At 59.1% G+C, this 19946-nt stretch carries 13 protein-coding genes and 10 pseudogenes; 12 read left to right on the top strand and 11 right to left on the bottom strand.

What is annotated here, in order from left to right; all coding sequences use genetic code 11:
* Positions 1-272 precede the first annotated feature (272 nt).
* Positions 273-406: pseudogene (locus tag HFO99_RS32425) on the bottom strand (IS6 family transposase); the annotation flags it as partial.
* Between the two features lie 108 nt (positions 407-514).
* Here HFO99_RS32425 and HFO99_RS34030 point away from each other — a divergent pair.
* The 4 genes from HFO99_RS34030 (at position 515) to HFO99_RS32400 (ending at position 6334) form a co-directional block, all read left to right on the top strand.
* Positions 515-973 carry a MerR family transcriptional regulator gene (locus tag HFO99_RS34030; protein WP_222365684.1) on the top strand — a complete coding sequence of 153 codons (459 nt, stop codon included), beginning with the start codon at positions 515-517 and terminating at the stop codon, positions 971-973.
* Positions 974-1120: 147 nt separating this feature from the next.
* Complete coding sequence (locus tag HFO99_RS32410; RefSeq protein ID WP_261323440.1) at positions 1121-1828, top strand: 4'-phosphopantetheinyl transferase superfamily protein; 708 nt, start codon at positions 1121-1123, stop codon at positions 1826-1828.
* Between the two features lie 1283 nt (positions 1829-3111).
* A complete protein-coding gene (locus HFO99_RS32405) occupies positions 3112-4617 on the top strand; it encodes a glycoside hydrolase family 5 protein (protein WP_222365683.1) in 1506 nt (501 codons plus the stop codon).
* Between the two features lie 265 nt (positions 4618-4882).
* Positions 4883-6334, top strand: coding sequence for a glycoside hydrolase family 28 protein (locus tag HFO99_RS32400; RefSeq protein WP_222277286.1), 1452 nt, complete (start codon positions 4883-4885; stop codon positions 6332-6334).
* 131 nt (positions 6335-6465) lie between these two features.
* On the opposite strand, the pseudogene HFO99_RS32395 reads toward HFO99_RS32400, so the two are convergent.
* Positions 6466-6567 (bottom strand): annotated as a pseudogene (locus HFO99_RS32395) (IS481 family transposase); the annotation flags it as partial.
* Positions 6568-6615: 48 nt separating this feature from the next.
* Positions 6616-6769: pseudogene (locus HFO99_RS32390) on the bottom strand (IS6 family transposase); the annotation flags it as partial.
* A gap of 51 nt (positions 6770-6820) precedes the next feature.
* On the opposite strand from HFO99_RS32390, the pseudogene HFO99_RS32385 reads away from it, so the two are divergent.
* Together HFO99_RS32385 and HFO99_RS32380 are read left to right on the top strand one after the other, a co-directional pair.
* Positions 6821-8000: pseudogene (locus HFO99_RS32385) on the top strand (IS256 family transposase).
* A gap of 37 nt (positions 8001-8037) precedes the next feature.
* Positions 8038-8471 (top strand): annotated as a pseudogene (locus tag HFO99_RS32380) (IS630 family transposase); the annotation flags it as partial.
* A gap of 45 nt (positions 8472-8516) precedes the next feature.
* Here the strand turns inward: HFO99_RS32380 and HFO99_RS32375 are convergent.
* The 3 genes and pseudogenes from HFO99_RS32375 to HFO99_RS32365 form a co-directional block, all read right to left on the bottom strand.
* Positions 8517-9270: pseudogene (locus tag HFO99_RS32375) on the bottom strand (IS6-like element ISRle6 family transposase).
* Between the two features lie 207 nt (positions 9271-9477).
* Entirely contained in the window at positions 9478-9933 is a 456-nt protein-coding gene (locus HFO99_RS32370) for a hypothetical protein (RefSeq protein WP_222277288.1), read from the bottom strand.
* A gap of 32 nt (positions 9934-9965) precedes the next feature.
* Positions 9966-10778, bottom strand: a complete 813-nt coding sequence (locus HFO99_RS32365) for a hypothetical protein (protein WP_315860508.1) — start codon at positions 10776-10778, stop codon at positions 9966-9968.
* Positions 10779-10963: 185 nt separating this feature from the next.
* Here HFO99_RS32365 and HFO99_RS32360 point away from each other — a divergent pair, with 185 nt between their 5' ends.
* Complete coding sequence (locus tag HFO99_RS32360; RefSeq protein ID WP_222277290.1) at positions 10964-11644, top strand: GntR family transcriptional regulator; 681 nt, start codon at positions 10964-10966, stop codon at positions 11642-11644.
* A gap of 146 nt (positions 11645-11790) precedes the next feature.
* Here the strand turns inward: HFO99_RS32360 and HFO99_RS32355 are convergent.
* Positions 11791-12234 (bottom strand): annotated as a pseudogene (locus HFO99_RS32355) (Lrp/AsnC family transcriptional regulator).
* A gap of 157 nt (positions 12235-12391) precedes the next feature.
* On the opposite strand from HFO99_RS32355, the pseudogene HFO99_RS32350 reads away from it, so the two are divergent.
* Positions 12392-13125, top strand: a pseudogene (locus tag HFO99_RS32350) (AraC family transcriptional regulator); the annotation flags it as partial.
* 582 nt (positions 13126-13707) lie between these two features.
* Here the strand turns inward: HFO99_RS32350 and HFO99_RS32345 are convergent.
* A pseudogene (locus HFO99_RS32345) lies at positions 13708-14697 on the bottom strand (IS5 family transposase).
* Between the two features lie 169 nt (positions 14698-14866).
* Positions 14867-14929 carry a hypothetical protein gene (locus HFO99_RS33740; RefSeq protein WP_237352885.1) on the bottom strand — a complete coding sequence of 21 codons (63 nt, stop codon included), beginning with the start codon at positions 14927-14929 and terminating at the stop codon, positions 14867-14869.
* Positions 14930-15279: 350 nt separating this feature from the next.
* Here HFO99_RS33740 and HFO99_RS32335 point away from each other — a divergent pair, with 350 nt between their 5' ends.
* From HFO99_RS32335 to HFO99_RS32325, 3 genes are all read left to right on the top strand, one after another.
* Positions 15280-16752, top strand: coding sequence for a benzaldehyde dehydrogenase (locus HFO99_RS32335; protein ID WP_222277292.1), 1473 nt, complete (start codon positions 15280-15282; stop codon positions 16750-16752).
* 72 nt (positions 16753-16824) lie between these two features.
* Positions 16825-17925: an NAD(P)-dependent alcohol dehydrogenase gene (locus HFO99_RS32330; protein WP_222277294.1), complete on the top strand. Its 1101-nt coding sequence runs from the start codon at positions 16825-16827 to the stop codon at positions 17923-17925.
* A gap of 54 nt (positions 17926-17979) precedes the next feature.
* The gene (locus HFO99_RS32325) at positions 17980-18894 is read left to right on the top strand and encodes an alpha/beta hydrolase (protein WP_222277296.1); all 915 of its coding nucleotides are present in this window, start codon (positions 17980-17982) and stop codon (positions 18892-18894) included.
* 54 nt (positions 18895-18948) lie between these two features.
* On the opposite strand, the gene HFO99_RS32320 is transcribed toward HFO99_RS32325, so the two are convergent.
* Positions 18949-19146, bottom strand: coding sequence for a hypothetical protein (locus HFO99_RS32320; protein ID WP_222277298.1), 198 nt, complete (start codon positions 19144-19146; stop codon positions 18949-18951).
* A gap of 299 nt (positions 19147-19445) precedes the next feature.
* On the opposite strand from HFO99_RS32320, the gene HFO99_RS32315 reads away from it, so the two are divergent.
* Positions 19446-19754: a type II toxin-antitoxin system RelB/DinJ family antitoxin gene (locus HFO99_RS32315; RefSeq protein ID WP_179039924.1), complete on the top strand. Its 309-nt coding sequence runs from the start codon at positions 19446-19448 to the stop codon at positions 19752-19754.
* A gap of 116 nt (positions 19755-19870) precedes the next feature.
* Here HFO99_RS32315 and HFO99_RS32310 read toward each other — a convergent pair.
* Positions 19871-19946: pseudogene (locus tag HFO99_RS32310) on the bottom strand (IS6 family transposase); the annotation flags it as partial.

Genomic DNA, 19946 nt, shown 5'->3' with positions numbered 1-19946 from the left:
AAATGTCTCGAACCCGCAGAAGCCATTTCACAAGAATCACCAACGTCTATTGTCAAACCGATGGAACGTTCGCCGCGATGGCCTTTCAATTTCAAAACAACTCGACCTGATACTTGGCAGGACAAGCTCATCCCTGGCGCACGAAACACCGGATAAAACATTGTGGGGAAAAAGAAGTGACTTCTAGTTTAAATCTCGGCTCTCCAGCCCCGTCGATCGAAGTGCAGGACTGGCTGCGTGGCGATCCGCTTTTCTCAGCTCAAAGTCCCGATGACGCCACGAGCTGCCAGCATATCCTCGACCATCAGGCTGAGCGGAAACCGGAAATAGAGCCAAACGGCATGGCAATCACCTGCGCCGGAAATCGGTGGCGACGATAAAGAGGATCACGGGAAAGTCGGGTCATGCCGCCAGATCCCACATTTTGATCGATGCCCGGTTAACTTTACGATGCCCAATGCAGCGTCCAAGACGCTTCCTTGGATCGAGCGTGCTTATAAGCGGGAAATTGCACATGGACGAAAGTGCTGAGATGAACCACAAAAAAAAATATATCAACATTGCGGAAGCTGCACGTCGAGCCGGCGTTTCTCCATCGACACTTCGGCTTTGGGAGAAGGAGGGTCTCATCGTACCGTCTCGTTCGGAAAAGGGCCACCGGCGGTACGACGCTGACCAAGTTACGCGGTTAGATCGTATCGCATCGCTTAGAGCAGGCAGACGATTGACCACCGCGGGGATCCGCGAAAACCTCGGGGAGTCTTCACCAGAAGCGGCCACGCCTCGGGACGCGATTGATGCCATTCCGGAAATGAAGGAACGGGAGCAGTTCAAACACGAAATCGCCCGTTTGAAACAGACGGTCGTAGCGCAGGAACGCAAGTTTTCGGCGATTCGCGAAATCCTCAAAGTAGAGGAGTCTTCGCCAGAAGCGGCCACGCCTCGTGACGCGAGTGATGCCGTTCCGGAATGAAGAAGCTGAAGCAGCTCGAAGGCGAAAATGCCTAGTTGAAACGGAGGGTCGCAGATCTGACGCTGGACTGGGAGATGTTGCGGTTGTCATTAGGTGAAAGGTAAGGGTTGTCCTGATCCCACCTTCCGGATCGCCGTCTGATCGTTGATGTTCAACCTCGAAAGAGGGCTTGGACATATGTCGATTTCAGAGCTTACGCTTAAATCCAAGGATGAACCGGTACGCCGGTTTGAGGTGTTCACTGGCAATGGCCGTCGTCGCGAATGGAGCGACGATCAGAAGGCGCAGATCATTGCGGAAAGTTGCGAGCCTGGCGTGACGGTGTGCTCTGTGGCGCGGCGGCATCCGAGTAAACTGACTTTTGCTTCTGCATCCGGGGGACGGCCCGAACTCGTCTCGCCGTCCTCTGCTCCGTTCCGCTTCAACCTCTCTCATGCCGATGGATTGGTGGGCTGCGTGCTCACGCAAAAAGCCGATTGCGGGCTGGATGTCGAGCAGATCGGCAGGGTCGACTACCGACATCTGATGCCGACTGTGCTTGCTCCAGAGGAGCGTTCGGCGCTGCTGGGGCTGGCGGAGGCGGACCGACCGGGTCGCTTTTGTGAGATCTGGACACTGAAGGAAGCTTATCTTAAGGGGCGGGGGCTGGGCATATCCTATCCCATCCGTAATATCTCGTTTTCCGGTTTCGACGGTAATCGCCTATGTCGCGTCGTCGGTGACGAACGTGATGACGGCAGCACATGGCACTTCTGGAGCAGGCCGGTTGCGGGTGCATATTCTGCCGCCGCGGCTGTGCGAACGCAGCGCGACGACGTAAAACTCTCCACAGCCTTTATCGAAGACCTGCCGTGAGTGCGCCCAGAAGGCTGGTGTCGCTTGGCACTTTGATCAGGTTCATCTCGATTTCTGTCATTCAACGGCAGCGTAAGCCTTTGAACCGCACCGGGTTTGCCGTAGGCCTCCAACTTCTGAGCTCGACTTTGTACATTATGCGGCGAAGCAAAGGGCCTGGGCCATTCGGAACAAACGGCTGGGAGGTATTTTATGCATGTCCGGGTTGACGGGCAGTGTCGATAAAGATCATCGCTCCACAGAACGAGGCGCACTGCGCCGAGACCGCGCCGGCTGTCAAGCGGAAGCCGCTGCAACACATGGAAGCACCATCCTGACCGTCGGTCCTGGCTTCCATTAAGGCGACGCCACCTTCCAGAGTGCGTATCATCCGGCCAACGAACGTCGGGAACTTAAGCAGATCAAAGGCGTAATGCTTTGGCCGTGTAAAATTCGGGGAGACGCCGCCAACATCGACAATAAATTGCTGAGCGGTAATATCCGTAATGGCGAGCCTTTAGCAGGCTCCAGTCGTCGAGCTCTCCATCTAGTGTTACTTCGCGGCCGTCGATCACCGCAAGTTGGTCACTTGCTGAGAGTTCGGCCCAATAGCCGTCCGTGGAAATTAGATTAAAAGCCGGGTGCGGTATCCGTTTCGATGATTTTCAGGCGCGATATATTCGCGGGACCGAAAGTTCCATGTAGTTCAGGGCATGCCTGGATTGCGAGTTCGCAAGCCGAAGCCGCTGTTGCGGAGGAACATGCCCGCCTGCTTCGAGCCAAGCCTCGGCGCAGTTGACGGGTCAGCTACGGGCGGCAACCGATCAGGAGGGCGCTAAGCGTGCCGAACCGATCAGTGACACGTTCCTTGGTCGCCGCCAGCTGCCGCGCTCGCGCGCCAGGAAAGCGATAGCTTCGCCCGGTCGCAGTCAGCGGCCGCCGTAATATCTCGCTCAGCCGGTCGGAAAGATCGGGCAAGCAGTCCGGCTGGAAAAGGTGGCCAGCTGTATCGATCGCCGAGGCAGCTTCGCATGCCAACGGATAGGGAACCTGGCTGCGGAGCACACAGGCGGAAAGCTCCCACAGTCGTCATTTTCTGATTGATGTAGATCAAGGATCAGTTGCCGTCTTCGTGACAGTTCTGCCTCCAACGACGAGAAAGCCGGCCGCGAGGCGGGTCTTTGCATTGGGGAGGACATCATGAATTACACGACGGAAACGATGGTGGTCGCGGTCGCGAAGCAGAAATCACCGCGAAGCTTTCAGGCTTAGCCCTCCCTTTATCTCTCCTAGGAGGTTATTCCATGAAAATCGAGTCACTTATTAAGCGCAAGGACGGCACGCTGGTCGATATGGACGCGCCGAAACGCACGTACCATTTCAAGCCGGAAGACGGTCAGCACGAAAGCCCGCATGTGGCCGAAGTCGACGTGCAAGGCCACGCTAACGCCCTCCTGCGCATACGGGAGGGTTTTCGCCTGATAGAAGGTGAAGACGTTCCTGCAGCTGCCGCACGCGCGCTTTCTCTCGACCATTCCAAGACCCTTACCGGCTCCAACGCCCACAACGCGACCTACACACCGTCCGGCGGCATAGGCGTTCGCACCGGCGCGCTGCGGCTCGATATCGATAGCGGTCTGGCCAATGCCATCGCGCTGTCTAGCACCGGCGTGGCCATCACTGGCCTGCGCCGTATACACACCAGCGGCAACCAGTTTGTGCAGTCGAACGGCGTAGCTATTCGCCTCAAGTCCATCAACTGGTTTGGGGCAGAAGGGGAAAATTACACCCCGCACGGCACTTGGGGGCGGTCATGGCGCGGCATCATCGATCAGATTAAGCAATTGGGCTTTAACTGCATCCGTTTGCCGTTCTCCGGGTATATGGCCACCAGCAACCCGGTACCGCCGTCATCCGTCATCAGCGCATCGGCCAACCCGGATTTATTGGGCCTGACAGCCCTGCAGATCTTCGACAAAATCATAGACTACTGCCTCGCGAGCGGAATCTATGTTGTCCTCGACCATCACCGGCGCACTGCAGGCGTGGGTGCGGACGGTTCACCAGTCGGTATCGGGTACACGCTGGCGAACTGGAAAGCGTCATGGGCAATCATGGCTAACCGCTATGGTGGCAAAATCAACGTTGTCGGCGCGGACGTGCATAACGAGCCGCATGACCTGAACTGGGCGACGTGGGCCGGGTACGTCGAGGAGTGCGGCAATCAAATCCACACCATCGCCCCTGACTGGATCATCTTCTGCGAAGGCGTCGGTAGTGATGCCAGCGGCGCTTTCTGGTGGGGTGGCGCACTTGGTGGCGTAGCGACACGCCCGGTTGTGCTCACCCACTCCGGGCGGCTGGCCTACAGCCCGCACGAATATGGCCAGAGCGTCGTCGTGCAGTCGTGGCTTGCCTACGATGGCCAGACAGCACCGGCAGGATGGCCAAACAATCTCTACGCCGTCTGGCGGGCTCACTGGGGCTTCATCTTCGAGCAGAGTATCGCGCCTATCTGGGTGGGCGAGTTCGGCGGCAAGTACGGCTTGGACGGCACCGGCGCGGTTAATCCGACACTCTCGCCCCACGGCGACCTTGAAAAACAATGGACGGCGAACCTTTGCAAATACCTGAACGGCGATTTCGCCGGCGATGGCAGCAATGACCTTTCTGCCGGTAAACTGGGAATCTCATTCGCGTACTGGGCACTCAACCCCAACAGCGGCGATACAGGCGGCATGTTGAAGGATGACTGGCAGACCGTGCAGACGGTCAAGCGCAATCTTCTCAATAGGATACTGGCGGGCTAATTATGGCGACGACCAACGGCGCGACATATTGGCGATGTCACTGGTTGTTTCATGGAACAGAATTCCCCGACCATCAGCAGGCTCAAAGGCAACCGATGACACTGGAAACCATCGCCACAATGACCGCCCGATGATCCGCCTATCAACTTGCCTGCCGCAAGCTGATCTGTTCCCGGCCCGGCCGGAGAGCTCGATGATTAACCGAGCTAAACCACGCTACGCGACACGATCGAAGGCAGCATATGCCATCAAGTGTGAGGATGTAATGACCACTGAACGCAGGTACGAACTGATATCGTTTTTTCCATCCCCTCTAACAAATGTCGTCCTTTTCTTCTTGGTGGTAAATGTCGTTCCTGCTTGGGCGCAGGATCGCAGGACGGTCTCTGAACCGGCCTTGCCAGTACATGTGTGTGCGACGCTGTCGCCGATGATCGCCTCGTTTGGCGGAGATGATCAAGCCGACACCCGCCGTCTTCAGGCCGCTATCGATCACTGCGCGGTGGGTGAAGCCGTCCATTTGGTCGCGGGTGATCGGGGTGGACGTTTTGTCAGCGGACCGCTGACCATTAAGTCCGGCATCACCCTCTGGCTTGAGCACGGTGTGGTACTCGCGGCGATTGCCGATCCGCGTGCCTATGATCGCGACGGGCATTGCGGAACGATCGATGACAAAGGCAATGGTTGCCGTCCCTTCATCCTATTTGCCGGAACGCGGGGCGGCGGCATCGTTGGCGACGGAGTGATCGACGGCCAGGGCGGCGCGACTATGGCTGGCCATGATGAAACTTGGTGGCAGCTTGCCCGTCGCGCTCAGGCGAAGGGGGGCGAGCAGAACAATCCTAGACTGATCGAGGTCGATCATGCGAAAGAGATCAGCTTCTACAAGGTGAAGCTGCGCAATTCGCCTAATTTTCACGTCGTGTTAAATAGGGTTGAAGGTGCGACTTTTTGGGGAGTACAGATCGACACGCCCGCAGATAGCCGCAACACCGACGGCATTGATCCCGGCGCGTCGCAGGACATCACCATCGCTCACAGCTTCATCCGCACCGGCGACGACAATATCGCGCTCAAGGCAGGGAATGGCCCGACCAGCCATGTTTCGATCGTGGACGTTCATCTGTATTGGGGACACGGCTTGTCGATCGGGAGCGAGACGGTCGCAGGTGTCAGTGACATTCTCGTCCGTGACGTGACGCTCGACGGCACGACTTCGGGCCTCAGGATCAAGAGCGACATCAGCCGTGGTGGAACGGTTAGCAATGTGCGCTATGAAAATGTCTGTTTGCGCGGCAATCGAAAGCCGATCGACTTCGACACGCACTATGACGAAAAAGCGCGGGGGCGTAGCATCCCCATCTATCGCGACATCGTCTTGCATGACGTCGTGGGAGAGAGCGGAACGCTCGTCATTCGCGGCCAAGACCAGGCGCACGCGCTCGGCGTAAAGTTCGATGGTGTGCGCTTCGGCACGGATGTGACATGGCAGGTCGAGTATGCGAATCTAGCCATTGGACCGGGCGGCGCGGTGCCCCGCCCTCCTGGTCTCGCAGCGCCCGCGGGGGATAGTGTTGTCTCGCCCTGTGACAGGCGCTGGGCTCCGTTTCCGGATTCGCCCAACGAGCATGCCGAGACCGCACCGGCTGTCAAGCGGAAGACGCTGCAACACACGGAAGTACCATCCTGGCCGTCGGTGCTGGCGGCGCCTATGTAGGCCTGTAGGGCGGTGTCTTCAACACAGCGGACATGACGCCTATTATCATGACGCCATCGATATTCCGGTAGCGAAGGATTGGAATCCAATGCGGTTCCCAAGAAAGCGCCGGAACCAAGTTGGTGATGTGTTAGTCCCGGCATTTGATGGATGGGATCGATGATGAATCGATCCGGCTCCAAAGTCCATCGTCTACAGATGAACTCGTAAGGCGTAAGGCCCTTTAGCGGGCGATGTCACGTTGTTTGATCAAGGTCGGAACAGGGCGCTTGTCTGAGACGTCAGGCGGTTGCGCCGGTCACGGCTTTCCACTGCGCCATTGCGCGGATCCGATGGATGTGGATGGCGAGGGCTGAGTTTTTCTGGTGCGGGGACGAAGAGATTTCGGAGTGCCGAAAAGATCGATATGAACCGTTGCAAGCCGCCGAGGGACTGTCAGGGATTCTGTGCGGGGGGCCATGATGATGAAAAGGAGAGAATCATCACATGGCTATCGAAAAAGAACTTCTGGACCAGCTTCTTGCGGGACGTGATCCGTCCGAGGTTTTCGGCAAGGACGGCTTGCTGGATGACCTGAAGAGGGCGCTTTCGGAGCGCATTCTCAATGCCGAGCTAGACGAGCATCTCGATGTTGAGCGTAGCGAGGGGACCTGTGCCAACCGGCGCAATTGCTCCTCGAGGAAGACAGTTTTGACCGGAACGTCGAAAATGACGCTGGCCAGTTCGACCCGAAGCTGATCGCCAAATACCAGCGCCGCTTTCCCGATTTCGACGACAAGATCATCTCCATGTACGCCCGCGGCATGACGGTGCGGGAGATCCAGGGTCATCTCGAAGAAATCTACGGCATCGAAGTATCGCCAGACCTGATCTCGGCGGTGACCGATACCGTTCTGGAGGCAGTTGGTGAGTGGCAGAATCGTCCGCTTGAGCTGTGCTATCCCCTGTGTTCTTGGACGCCATCCGGGTCAAAATCCGGGACGAAGGTTTCGTTCGCAACAAGGCCGTCTATGTCGCACTCGCTATTCTTGCGGACGGCACCAAGGAAATCCTCGGGCTATGGATCGAGCAGACGGAAGGGGCAAAGTTCTGGCTGCGGGTGATGAACGAACTGAAGAGCCGTGGCTGCCAGGACATCCTGATCGCTGTGGTCGATGGCCTGAAGGGCTTTCCCGAAGCCATCACTGCCGTCTTTCCCCAAACGATCGTGCAGACTTGCATTGTCCACCTGATCCGGCATTCCTTGGAGTTCGTTTCCTACAAGGATAGAAAGCCCCTCATGCCGGCGCTGAGAGCCATCTACCGTGCCAGAGATGCCGAGGCGGGCCTGAAGGCACTGGAGGCCTTCGAGGAAGGCTACTGGGGCCAGAAATACCCTGCCATCTCTCAAAGTTGGCGGCGCAATTGGGAACACGTCGTTCCCTTCTTCGCCTTCCCGGAAGGTGTCCGCCGCATCATTTACACCACGAACGCCATAGAGGCCTTGAACTCGAAACTTCGCCGGGCCGTGCGCTCGCGTGGGCATTTCCCTGGTGACGAAGCCGCCATGAAGCTGCTATATCTGGTGCTCAACAACGCCGCAGAGCAATGGAAGCGCGCGCCGCGGGAATGGGTCGAAGCAAAGACACAGTTCGCCGTCATCTTCGGCGAGCGGTTCTTCAACTAATGAACCGGCCCTCCGCACAGAATTCCTGACAGTCCCGATCTGGCATGAGCATGGCCTTGCCCCGCATCGCTGGCGCTCCTTCAAACTATCGAACGACAAGGCCTTTGCCGAGAAGCTTCATGACGTCGTCGGGCTCTACGTCTCGCCACCGGCCCAGCCATTGTCCTGTCCGTCGATGAGAAGAGCCAGATCCAGGCACTCGACCGGACGCAGCCAGGACTTCCCCTGAAGAAAGGGCGCGCCGGCACGATGACTCACGATTACAAGCGCCATGGCACCACCACCCTGTTTGCCGCCCTCAATATCCTCGACGGCTCGGTGATCGGTCGAAACATGCAGCGTCACCGGCATCAGGAGTTCATCCGTTTTCTCAACGCCATAGAGGCGGAGTTGCCAAAGGATAAGGCCGTCCACGTCATTCTCGGTAACTACGCGACCCATAAACAGCCGAAGGTCCGCGCTGGCTTGGCGCAAACTTCCACAGAGGCCGCGGCTATCCCCTGAAGGATGCTATTTTCATGTTTTGTTAACCTTTGTAAGTCCGAAGAGGCGCGCAACCAAAATTGTTTTGATCGTTGATCGTCCAGCCGCCGGAAAAGCCGAAGCCTTTTCTCAACCACAGCATCGCCTCGAAACCGGCAATCGTTCGCCGCGCCGTGTTGAAGGATTGGAAGCCGCCGATCTTCGGCATGTTCTTTTTCACACGGAAATGATCGCTCTCAATACCTTGTTGCAGGTGCTTGGTCACATAGTGCACGGGGTCGGGCTGTAGGAGCCCGTCTTCAACCGAAGCTTTGATCGCCGACGGGAAGGTATTGGCACCATCTGTGCAGATCTTGTTCGGCGACAGTAAGGGTTGATCTTTCAGCGTCTTGCGGAAGAACCGCTTGGCGGCTTCGAGATCTCGCTTTGCAGAAAGCAGGAAATCCACCGGGTTGCCATGCTTATCGATGGCTCGGTACAGATAGCGCCATTTGCCGCGGATCTTAACGCAGGTCTCGTCAATCCGAACCGATCCGCAATGCGGCCGGCGAAACTGGCGAAGACGCTTCTCGATCATCGGCGCATAGCTCAATACCCAGCGGTTGATCGTGCTATGATCGACCTCGAAGCCGCGCTCTTCGAACATTTCTTCCAGATCTCGATAGCTCAGGGGATATCTCAAATACCAGGTGACCGCCTGTACGATCAGCCATGCCTCGAAATGCCTGCCTTTGAAATCATCCTTCGACTGCCGCTTCAGCTTTTCGGCAATAGCATTCAGAATCATCCGTACGCTCCACAACATTTGGAGCGAAATTTCTCCTCCGACGGTCAACATACCGTTAAGCGCAAAAATTTGCGACAGGCCCGCAGCGCTGTTCGTCGGGCATTTGACAACGACGGTCCATTACAGAGCCATTATTCTTTGCGGCTGGAGTTCATTTGCCGAAGGAATGCTTCCGCAGCAAGCGGCAAATCCGCCCCGATCGCCGATTTATTCGATGCTTGCGCCGCCGATAGTGATACTGGCACCGGCACCATCGCCGGTTTGAGGTTCGAGGCTGATTTCGATTGTCTGCGGTTGGCGGCAGGCGGGCTCGTCGGGCAACAGAAAGCCAAACCGCTGAGGCTTGGCCCCGCCCGGCACGGAAAACGCTTCGTTCGGAAAAATGCCAAAACGGCCGATTTCCCGCAGCCCCTCGCTGCAACGCACCGAGACGACCGTGGCGACAGGCCCAGTTTTCGATGGCTCGTAGGCGTTGACGGTGACGACGATCCGCGCGCTGCCATCGACCGGCAGGTGCGCTGACGCGCCGGAGATGGCTATCGTCGCCGGCTTACCGACCGTCGCCTGCATGTTGCCCTCGTTGGCTTGGACCGGGCTGACGACGCACAGCACCGAGAACGCCGCCGCACAAATAGCGATGAGCACCCAACGATGATAGCGCATCGATGTCTCCACAACTCAGCCTCGCCCAAATGTTAGGCGGACACTATGGCTATTTCTAGTTTCGCGGGCTTTACGGTGCCGGGTTTGCCCGCCCCGGCTCCGACGGGAACCAGCTGCAGGTCGATGGCCTCGCCATCCGCCTGTCCTCTTGCGCCATAAACGCGCTGGATAGCGTCCGTGAGGTCGAGGACGAAGGACGGAGTCGGATGAACGCCGCCATGATGATCGCCGTTATGTCCGAGGACGGCGAAGGAGCCGACATAATGCGGATCGGTGACCGGCGTATCGGCCTTGAGCTCATTCTTGCCGAGAAAGACACGAACGCTCGTCGTGCTGGCACTGGTAATTTCGACATCACGAAGGAACGCCAGAACACGGGGAGCGGAAGCTGCCTGTTCCTGCGCTGCGCCGAAGTCCATCGTGTCCATGCCGGAGGGCAGCGGCGGCTGGCTGAAGATATTCTGCAAGGCGCCCGCCGGGATCTTGAACGGCAGCGAAAGCGGTGCGTTTTCCGTCGCCGTCTTGCTGTTTTCCGTCGAGGTGGTCGTCAAGCCCGCGATCGCGGCATTGGCCGCCGTCGCGGCGATCACGGATGTGAGCTTATCATTCAGGGCCAGCGTCTTGGCGCTCGCCGCTGCGGCCGCGACGAGCGTGTCCATCAGGGCCGTATCGATATTGCTGACCGGCGTTCCGGCCGCGACCGACACAGTGGCGAGCAGTTGACGGTCCTGATCGGCACGCGTCACGCTTGCGGTGCCGGGAACCGGCTCGTTGACAACGCAATAGTCGCCAGCCGCCGGAAAGAGGACGAGCGCGTCGAACCGGTATCCCGGTTGCAGCGTCACGGTGGGGGTGGAGCTTCCTTGATCCGCTTGCGGCAGCGCAGGCTCATTGCATAGCCGGTTGAATTGCCGGGCGCTGCCAGCTACAGTAGATGGTACACCATAATACGATTCTTGCATTCAGCTGCCGCGGTGGAAGGAAGTTGTCGTGCAAGGTCCAACACTGAGGTACAGAATGAGCGGGCGCTATGAAGGACGCAATTAAAGTCGAGCGTCCTGCAAAGACCTTGCGGGAATTGGCGCTCGACAAGTTCCGCAGGGCCATCGTCAATGGATATTTCCGTCCCGGAGATCGCCTTGTCGAACGTGACCTCTGCGCCCAGCTCGGCGTCAGCCGAACAGTCGTGCGCGAGGTTCTAAGGCATTTGGAATCGGAAGGGCTTGTCGCCAATCTGCCGAACAAGGGGCCGATCGTCGCGCAGCTCGACATCGAGGAAGCCAAGGAGATCTATGAGATCCGTGGCGCGCTGGAAGGCATGGCGGCGCGGCTGTGTGCGGAGCGCCGCAGCCCGGAGATGGTCGCTGCGTTGGAGGAATCTCTGGCCGGGATCCGCAACAGTTACCGCGACAACGACATGTCGGCTGTGCTGACGAACACCTCTTCCTTCTACCAGACGCTGTTCACGATGGTTAACAGGAGCGTTGCCTGGCGTGTCGTCGATGTCCTCACCGTGCGCATAAACCACCTTCGCTCGATGACGATCAAGACGGAGAGACGCGGCATCGAAGGACCTCTGCAGATGTCGAAGATCGTGGACGCTATCCGCCGTGGCGACGGCGAGGAGGCTTACCGGGCCGCGATGGATCACGTCGCCGCCGCAAGCGCGATCGCCGAAGCGGTGCTGTCGGTGAAGAAGCCTGCGGACTAGGCGCGGGCGGAGACCGATGCGGTCTTCAATCCGGAGCGCCTGGCAAGCGTCGTGGCATCGTTCAGTAGACGATGCTCAAGGATCTGAATCGCTTTCGACCGTATTGGCCCGGGCGTTGATCGCGCCGGAGAACAACCGTTCTTGGTTCAAATCGCAATCGCCGTCTCCTCTTTCGCGGTGCGGATCACCATCATGGTAACGAAGCGTATGACATCGCTCTGTTCCCTAAACAGTCTGTCATAGGTCTCAAACTCTGACATGTCACGCAGGTGAAGGAACAAGACCACGTCCGCTCCGCCTGTCACAGAATAGGCTCGCGAGACGGCGTCCTCCGAGCTTGCAAGGACCAAGAAGCGACGCATGTGTTGCTCGGCCGTGGGCTTTCACCTCCACGGTAACGACAGCGTTCAATACGCGTCCGGGCCTTGCCGGATTGAGATTGGCTACAATGCGGTCGACCGTCTTGTATGATTGGCGGATGAGCCGCAGGCACGGCATGGAGACAGCGCGACCTCCTCGGCTGTCTCGAAATTCGTCTTGGATGCGTCGCGCTGGAGAAGCGTCAGGAGGCTTTTGTCGATCCGGTACATTTGGGACGTGTCCTCATGTCGACGGATATGCGAACGGACTCGGCATATTTGTCGGCAGCACCTTCGGAAAGTCCAGATGGCTCAGCGGTTCAGCCGCGAAAACGATTGTTTGCTTCAGTTTCAGCAGCCCGGATCGGCTTATGCGCTGGAGGAATTGATGGTTACGGAGTCTGGAGATGACCCCGGTGCGGGACAGGAATGGCCGGCGCACCTGGAGCGGCGGCGCTGGTGCCCTTGCGATTTTCGACGCATAACCTTGCCACCGAAAGAACAGTTCCAGTCCTGGCGATCACATATGGCGCCGCTTGTGGATGTTCATCTGCCGGATGGAAAATCAGAGGGCGACGGTTTTCTTGCGGAACAGACCGGATGGCATCTTGGCGATATCCTCATCGTTCAGCAGCGCGCGCAGGCATGCAGCTATATTCGCGATCAGGCCATGCTGCGATCGAGCCAATTGATCACTGGAACGTCGGCGTAATGCGCAGCGGCTGGGCGTGGACCGAGGCCAATCGGCATGTAACGGCGACCGGCCCAGGTGAGGTATTTTTCAGGTCTCTTGGTTATCCTTACCGCGGGCGGATGACCGATTCAGTCGCTGTGCTCGTCTTCTTGCCGTATGAACTGTTGACCCGTGATGCGAGTCTTCCACAGAACGCCAACAACATCGCCCTCTCGGGTAGCTTGGCTGAATTGCTCGTCAGCTATATCAACGGCCTGGAAGCGAACCTGGGCAATTTGACGGTGGAGGAGGTGCCGCGGATCATACGGACGATCGGCGATATGGTCGTTGGATGCGCTGCATCGTCCACAAGTTTGGATCGAGGTCAGGAACAGACCAATATGGGGCTTATGGAGCGGGCGCATCGCTATATTCACCTCAATCTCCATGTTGCCGCGGATGAGTCGATCAGCGCAGAGACCGTCGAATTGAAGGAGGATCCCACGCTCTGTCCGGGCAACTCTTGTCAAAGCCGAAGAGCGGCGGAAGAAGACGCGACAGGCCCTGCGGGAGGTAGAGCTCCCCCAGGCACGAGCCGACGAAGCCTTCGTCGCAGCCGAGACGGCGGTGGCAACGAAAGGAAGAGCAGGCCCGCTCAAAACGGACCTGCCAGAGGAAGAAATCCTCAGTTGGCGACGAAAGAGAGGCTCCACAGGACTTTGCCACCGGAGATTGTCGGAGCGGAGGTCTGCGTGCAGGTAGGGGGCTGAGTTCCACCTGAAACGGCGACCCAAGCCGGCGTTCCGGCAAGTGAAAGCGCTTGGCCGGTCGCCGGATCATAGTTGACGCTCAACGAGGCTCTGCACGTCCGAGCCGGAACGACACCTCTGGTCACATCGAAGCGAAACGTCATGAAGCCGTCGATGGTGTTGCCTTGCGCCGTAAAGACAACTGACTCTCCGTTAGAGATGCCGGAGGGCGTTGGTGCATGGATCGGGACTTGAGCGGATCTGGATCTGCGATGGGGCGATCTATGTGGTCGGTCCATTGCGGCGGATGGATTTAGGGCGTGCGCATGCAAGCATACGATTGAGGGCGGCGCACCCGATGGCCACTTCCGTCTGCTGAGCGTGAAACGACCGAGCCCGCAGACGCCGCCCGATGGTGGACTTGTATCGGCCGATGGCAGTCTCGACCAGCGAGCGCTTGCCGTAGCCGGTGGAGGCCTGCCATTTCATTCGCCCGTCTCTGCTGATTGCAGCGATCTGCTGATCCCTTTGTCCGGGAGATTGATCGCCGGCTGGTTCGATCGCGTTGGCGCGCGGGGGAATGACGATGACGGCAGCCACACTGTGGTCGGTGACCGCGTCGTAGGTGGGTTTCCCGTCATAGGCGCCGTCGGCTGTGAACTGCCCGATCCGACCATCGATCTGGTTGAGCAACGGCTCCACCTGCGATGCGTCGCCCGCGTCCTGGTCGGTCATCGTATGTGCAATGATCTCGTTGCTATCGGCATCCAGTGCCACATGCAGCTTTCGCCAACCACGGCGGGATCTGGCGCCATGCTTCTCCTCCAACCATTGGCCCGCGCCGTAGACCTGCAGTCCAGTGCTGTCGACAAGAATATGCACTGGCCCGTCCGGGCGACCCTGGAGGTCATGCGCCTTGTTAGGCGATTGCCATGTTCGCGCCCGACGGCTCAGGGTGGTATGATCGGGGACAGCGAGCGCCAAGCCCATCAAGGGCAGCACCTATCCTAATAATCCTTCGACCTGACGCAGCCGCAAGCCGAACACCAGGCCCAGCGTCAAGGCGGTCTCGATGGCTAGATCGGAATAACGAGGCTGGCCACCACGCGTCGTTCGGCGTGGAGCAAGCCACATGGCAAGCGCCTCCGGTGTCAGCCACAGGGTCAAGCTGCCACGTCGCCGTAACCCCGCCTCATATTCCGGCCAGTTCGTCACCTTGAATTTCATCCTGCCGATGCGATGGCGGCGGGCGGCGTTATGTTTGAAAGGCATCAAGGTCACAGATCGGTTATTGAGGTTGCCGATCGCCTACACCACGACCGCTAAACGATCCGTGCACCAAGGCTCTACTGGATCAGTTCGGCATCGCGAACGCCCTGCATATAGCCCACGCCCATGAAGAGGCCTTGGCGGTCCCTGTGCCGAATGCGTCGATGATCTCCTACCTGAGCCGCCCGAGCACGAGGGACTGGATCAGCACCATCCGCTGGTCGTTGAGCCATATCCGGCCGCCGTCGCCGAGCGCGAAGTGAAGCGCTTCGGTGAGTTCGGTGAGGGTGGGCGCAGCGCCGGTATCGACTTCGCTAAAGGCGCCGCGCGTGAGGATCTTGCCTTAAAAATGACACCCGCTCAAGGCCTTAGGATCTATCTCGGACGGCTGCCTAGCTCGCCGTAAATTCTGGCACGGCCTTTGCGACTTTAACCTCGAACCGCGTGAAGAGGCGGCAGGAGGACATCGACAGACAGCCATGTGACGGCAATGCGGCAAGTCCGGACAAAAGCGCTCGATCTTGCGACCGCGAAGCTGTGCCCGCACCTGCAAACGGCCGACCGATATTTTTGAGGAGGAAGATGATGAACAATCAGAACCAGAATTTCCTGGACACCGAACGCTGGCAGGGGCGTGCCTTCTTTGCCGACTGGCAGACGACGGCAGCGGGCGTCATGGATGTGACCGATCCGGCGACCGGCGCGGTGATCGCCTCGGTTGGCGTTGGTGGCGCCGCCGATATCGCCCGTGCTGCCACCGAGGCACGCGCCGCGCAAAAAATCTGGGCCAAGACATTGCCGACCGAGCGGGCGCGCATCCTGTCCAAAGCCGCCGACCTGCTCGAGCAGAATGGCACGGAACTGATCCCCTGGATCATGCGCGAATCCGGCTCGATCTATCCGAAGGCCAGCATCGAGATCGAGCATGGCGCACTCTTCATCCGCCATGCAGCATCGCTGGCCACAGCACCGATGGGGATGATGATCCCGTCGATGGACGGCCGGGCCAACTATGCTAAGCGTGTGCCACATGGCATCGTCGGCGTGATCTCGCCCTTCAATTTCCCGCTCGTGCTTTCGATCCGCTCGATTGCCGCAGCGCTGGCATTCGGCAATGCCGTGGTCCACAAGCCCGATCCGCGCACGCCGATTTCGGGCGGCATCATCATCGCCCGCATCTTCGAGGAAGCCGGTCTGCCCAAGGGCGTGCTGCAGGTGGTGCCCGGTGGAGCTGACGCCGGCGAGGCGATGTGCACCGATGCCAATATCGCGATGATCTCCTTCACCGGATCTGCCAGGGCCGGCTCGAAGGTCGCCGAGATTGCCGGCAAGCACTTCAAGAAGATTCAGCTAGAGCTTGGCGGCAAGAACTCGCTTATCGTGCTCGACGACGCCGATCTCGACATCGCTGCTTCCAATTCGGCCTGGGGCGCCTTTCTGCATCAGGGCCAGATTTGCATGGCGACGGGCCTAATCCTCGCCGATGAAAAGATCGCCGAAGCCTTAACAGCCAAACTGGTTATGAAGGCGTCACACCTCCCCGCCGGTGATCCCTCCACCAATCAGGTGGCGCTCGGCCCGATCATTTCGGACAGTCAGGTGGCGAGCATTCAGGCGATCGTAGAAGATGCGGTGGCCAAGGGCGCGAAGCTGCTGATTGGTGGCACCCATGACGGTCGCTTCTATGCTGCCACCGTGCTGTCTGGGGTCAAGCCCGGCATGCGGGCCTTCGATGAGGAAGTCTTCGGCCCGGTCGCCTGCATTGTCACCTTCGCAACCGAAGCAGAGGCGATCGAACTCACCAATAACAGCGACTACGGCCTCGCCGCCGGGGTAATTTCCGCCAATACCGGCCGCGCAGTGCGGATCGCCGACGAACTCGATGTCGGCATGGTCCATGTCAACGACCAGACGGTCAATGGCGGCCCCTTCGCTCCCTTCGGCGGCCCGCGCAAATCCGGCAACGGAACCCGCATCGGCGGGCCGGCCGACATCGAGGAATTCACCACCTGGAAGTGGATCTCGGTCAAGGACGTCGCGACCCCCTATCCCTTCTGATCACTCCCAGGACCGGGATGCGACGTCGTGGCCCGCATCCCCCGCGCCTGCCAGTTCATGTCGGAGATTGCCATGCAGATAAAAGCTGCCATTGCCCGCGCGCGAGGCGCCAACCTCAGCCTCGAAACCATCGATATCGAGGAGCCGAGGGATAGCGAAATCCTCGTGAAGGTCGTGGCAACGGGTGTTTGCCATACCGACATCGTCGTGCGTGACGGCATGCTGCCGACGCCGCTGCCGGTGGTACTCGGCCATGAGGGGGCCGGCATTGTCGAGAAAGTCGGTCGCGCCGTCTCGAAGGTGAAGGCCGGGGACAAAGTGGTTATGACCTTCAATTCCTGCGGCCACTGCCCGAGTTGCCTGGATCACCACATCAGCTATTGCCATGAATTTTTCCCGCGCAATTTCTTTGCCGCACGCACGGATGGCTCGAGCGCGCTTTCGGCAGGCGGCGAGCGTATTCACGGTAACTTCTTCGGCCAGTCATCCTTCGCCACCCACGCCATCTGCCATGAGGTGAATGTCGTGAGGGTACCGGATACGGCGCCGCTCGAATTGCTGGGACCGCTCGCCTGCGGTATCCAGACCGGTGCGGGCGCAGTCATGAACGCGCTCAAGGTTTCGGCGGGCAAATCCTTCGCCGTATTCGGCTCCGGTTCGGTCGGCCTCTCCGCCCTGATGGCCGCCAAGGTCGTCGGCGCGACAACCATCGTCGCGGTGGACATGAATGACGAGCGGCTGGCCATGGCGCGCGAACTCGGCGCCACTCACACGATCAATCCCGGCAAGATGGATGCGACAGCTGAGATCATAGCGATCACGAGCTACGGGTTGAATTTCGCGCTCGATACGACGGGGATTTCTAGCGTTATCCGCAGCGCGGTGATGGCGCTGGCGCCGATGGGCGCCTGCGGCATTCTCGGCGCGTCGGCCATGGGCACCGAGATCAATCTCGACGAAGTGCACTTCATGAGCGGCGGTCGCCGTCTGATCGGGATCGTCGAGGGCGAATCCAACCCGGACACCTTCATTCCGATATTGGCCGAGCTCTACGCCCAGGGCCGCTTCCCGTTCGACAAGCTCGTGAAATTCTACGACTTCGACGAGATTAACCAGGCAATCCACGATTCCGAGAGCGGCAAGACCATCAAGCCGATCGTGCGCATGCCGTAGCCGGTGCGGATGGCCGCGCCGGCCCTTCCCATCCGGCATTTCAGGTAAGAAACCATGTCAAAAGCCCAACTCGATTTCATACTCAATATCAGCGCCCAAAACCCGCCGCCCAAAAACGCTTCGCCTGCCATGATGCGGGAGTGGTTCGAGGGCATCAACGCAGAAACGCCGATCGCCGACGGCTCGATGATCGAGCGGGTGCCGGCCGGCCCCTGCGGCGGTGACCTGATCCGGCGTGACGAGACTGACGAAAGCAGACTGGTCATCTACTATCACGGCGGCGGTTTCTTCTTCGGATCGAGCCGGTCGCATCGGGTGATCGCAACCTATCTCGCCCGGACGTCGGGCGCTGCTGTGCTGGCAGCCGACTATCGGCTGGCGCCCGAAAACCCGGCGCCGGCTGCACATGACGACGCGTTCGCCGTCTACAAATGGGCATTGGCACAGGGCTATGATCCTGCGGCGATTGCGCTGATCGGAGACAGCGCCGGTGGCAATCTCGCGCTCTCGGTCGCCGTCCGGGCGAAGAAGGAAGGCCTGCCGCAGCCCGACGCTCTTGTGCTGATGTCGCCTGCGCTCGACCTCGCAGGTGAAGGCGACTCTCATCATTCCGTCACCGATGCGCCGCTGCTGACACCGCAGCTCATGGAACTTTTCAACATGGCCTATGTCGGCACCGGCGACCGCAAGTCGGAGACGGTGACTCCCTTCTACAGCGATTTTACCGGCCTGCCGCCTACGCTCGTACAAATCGGGTCCTGGGAGATCCTGCGCGAAGACTCGGTGACCGTCGTCGAAAGGCTCAGGGCCGCAGGCGTGTCCGCCGAACTCAATATCTTCGAGGGGATGGTGCATTCTTGGCAGCTCTTCGCGCCGATGCTTGACGAGGGCATGCAGTCGATTGAGGAAGCCGGCGGCTTTCTCCGCAACCGCCTGCGATCCAGCATGGAGAGAGAGGTCGCGGTCTGACGATTTATCCAACGCTCTTGGTCTGGGATGACAATATGGGCAAGCATTTGAATATCACACGGCGCGGTCTCTGCGCGTAACCGCCAGCATCGCGGGAGGCGCCGCTGCAGCATTTGCCATACCGGCGAGCGTCCGCAATTCCTTCGCCTCGGGTGTCAAGACGATCAATGTCGCCTGGGCGAACGCCCGATCCAGGCCGCTGAGCCATTTTCCGAAGCAGACGAATTTCGGCCTGGTCAGCGAGGCGCTCAAGGCTGGATATCGGCGGCAAAGAATATGCCGTCAACTTTATCCTCGAGGACACGCAGCCCGATCCTGGCACGTTGATACCGTCTTAGCCGTACTGTGGGTTTGATTGTTGGTCAATGAGTAGCCATGTCGATTGCTGGGCTGGCCATTCGCCTCTTCAAACGCCAGTTCCATAAATGAACGATATGCCGCACGAGGAAAATCGCGCGTCGATGATCTGAATAGGGGCGTTCGCGACCCTGAAACTCGCTATGGATTTTGTCATTCAATGCATTACCTTGCGTCTAAACTTGGAGATAGCCATGGCTGCAAACGCACTTGTCCAAACACGTATCGATGCCGAAGTTCGGGATCGTGCTTCCGCCGTCCTTGAGAACATGGGCCTGACGGTCTCGGACGCGGTCCGCATCCTGCTCACGCGGACGGCTAATGAGGGTGCGCTGCCACTTGAACTTTTCTCGGGAAGCGAGGCTCACGACGATTGGTTTCGTACGAAGGTGCTCGAAGCACTAAACGACACTCGGCCGGACGTGTCTGATGATGAAGTCGAGGCGCACTTCGCCGAGCGCCGGGCGACAGCGCGCGTCAAAGCGGGTGCCGTCAAGTCGTGAAGCTAACATGGTCTGCGTTCGCGCTGTCGGATCGCGACGCCATATTCACCTATATTGAGGCAGACGGCGATGTCACGTTGTTTGATCAACGGCCGAAAAGTCGCTTGGCGGTAAACTCAGGCAATTGCAGCGGTCACGGCCTTCCACTGCGCCATGGCGCGGATCCGATGAATATGGGTGGCTAGGGCTGAG

It is taken from the genome of Rhizobium leguminosarum (assembly GCF_019798305.1).
GTDB lineage: Bacteria > Pseudomonadota > Alphaproteobacteria > Rhizobiales > Rhizobiaceae > Rhizobium > Rhizobium leguminosarum_U.
Note: the sequence above shows the minus strand (reverse complement) of the source record. Positions and strands in the feature narration are given on the sequence as shown.

Coding starts and splice junctions, on each gene's coding strand:
- HFO99_RS34030 (WP_222365684.1), top strand. CDS start 515: ATGGACGAAAGTGCTGAGATGAACCACAAAAAAAAATATATCAACATT.
- HFO99_RS32410 (WP_261323440.1), top strand. CDS start 1,121: ATGTTCAACCTCGAAAGAGGGCTTGGACATATGTCGATTTCAGAGCTT.
- HFO99_RS32405 (WP_222365683.1), top strand. CDS start 3,112: ATGAAAATCGAGTCACTTATTAAGCGCAAGGACGGCACGCTGGTCGAT.
- HFO99_RS32400 (WP_222277286.1), top strand. CDS start 4,883: ATGACCACTGAACGCAGGTACGAACTGATATCGTTTTTTCCATCCCCT.
- HFO99_RS32370 (WP_222277288.1), bottom strand. CDS start 9,933: ATGCGCTATCATCGTTGGGTGCTCATCGCTATTTGTGCGGCGGCGTTC.
- HFO99_RS32360 (WP_222277290.1), top strand. CDS start 10,964: ATGAAGGACGCAATTAAAGTCGAGCGTCCTGCAAAGACCTTGCGGGAA.
- HFO99_RS32335 (WP_222277292.1), top strand. CDS start 15,280: ATGAACAATCAGAACCAGAATTTCCTGGACACCGAACGCTGGCAGGGG.
- HFO99_RS32330 (WP_222277294.1), top strand. CDS start 16,825: ATGCAGATAAAAGCTGCCATTGCCCGCGCGCGAGGCGCCAACCTCAGC.
- HFO99_RS32325 (WP_222277296.1), top strand. CDS start 17,980: ATGTCAAAAGCCCAACTCGATTTCATACTCAATATCAGCGCCCAAAAC.
- HFO99_RS32315 (WP_179039924.1), top strand. CDS start 19,446: ATGGCTGCAAACGCACTTGTCCAAACACGTATCGATGCCGAAGTTCGG.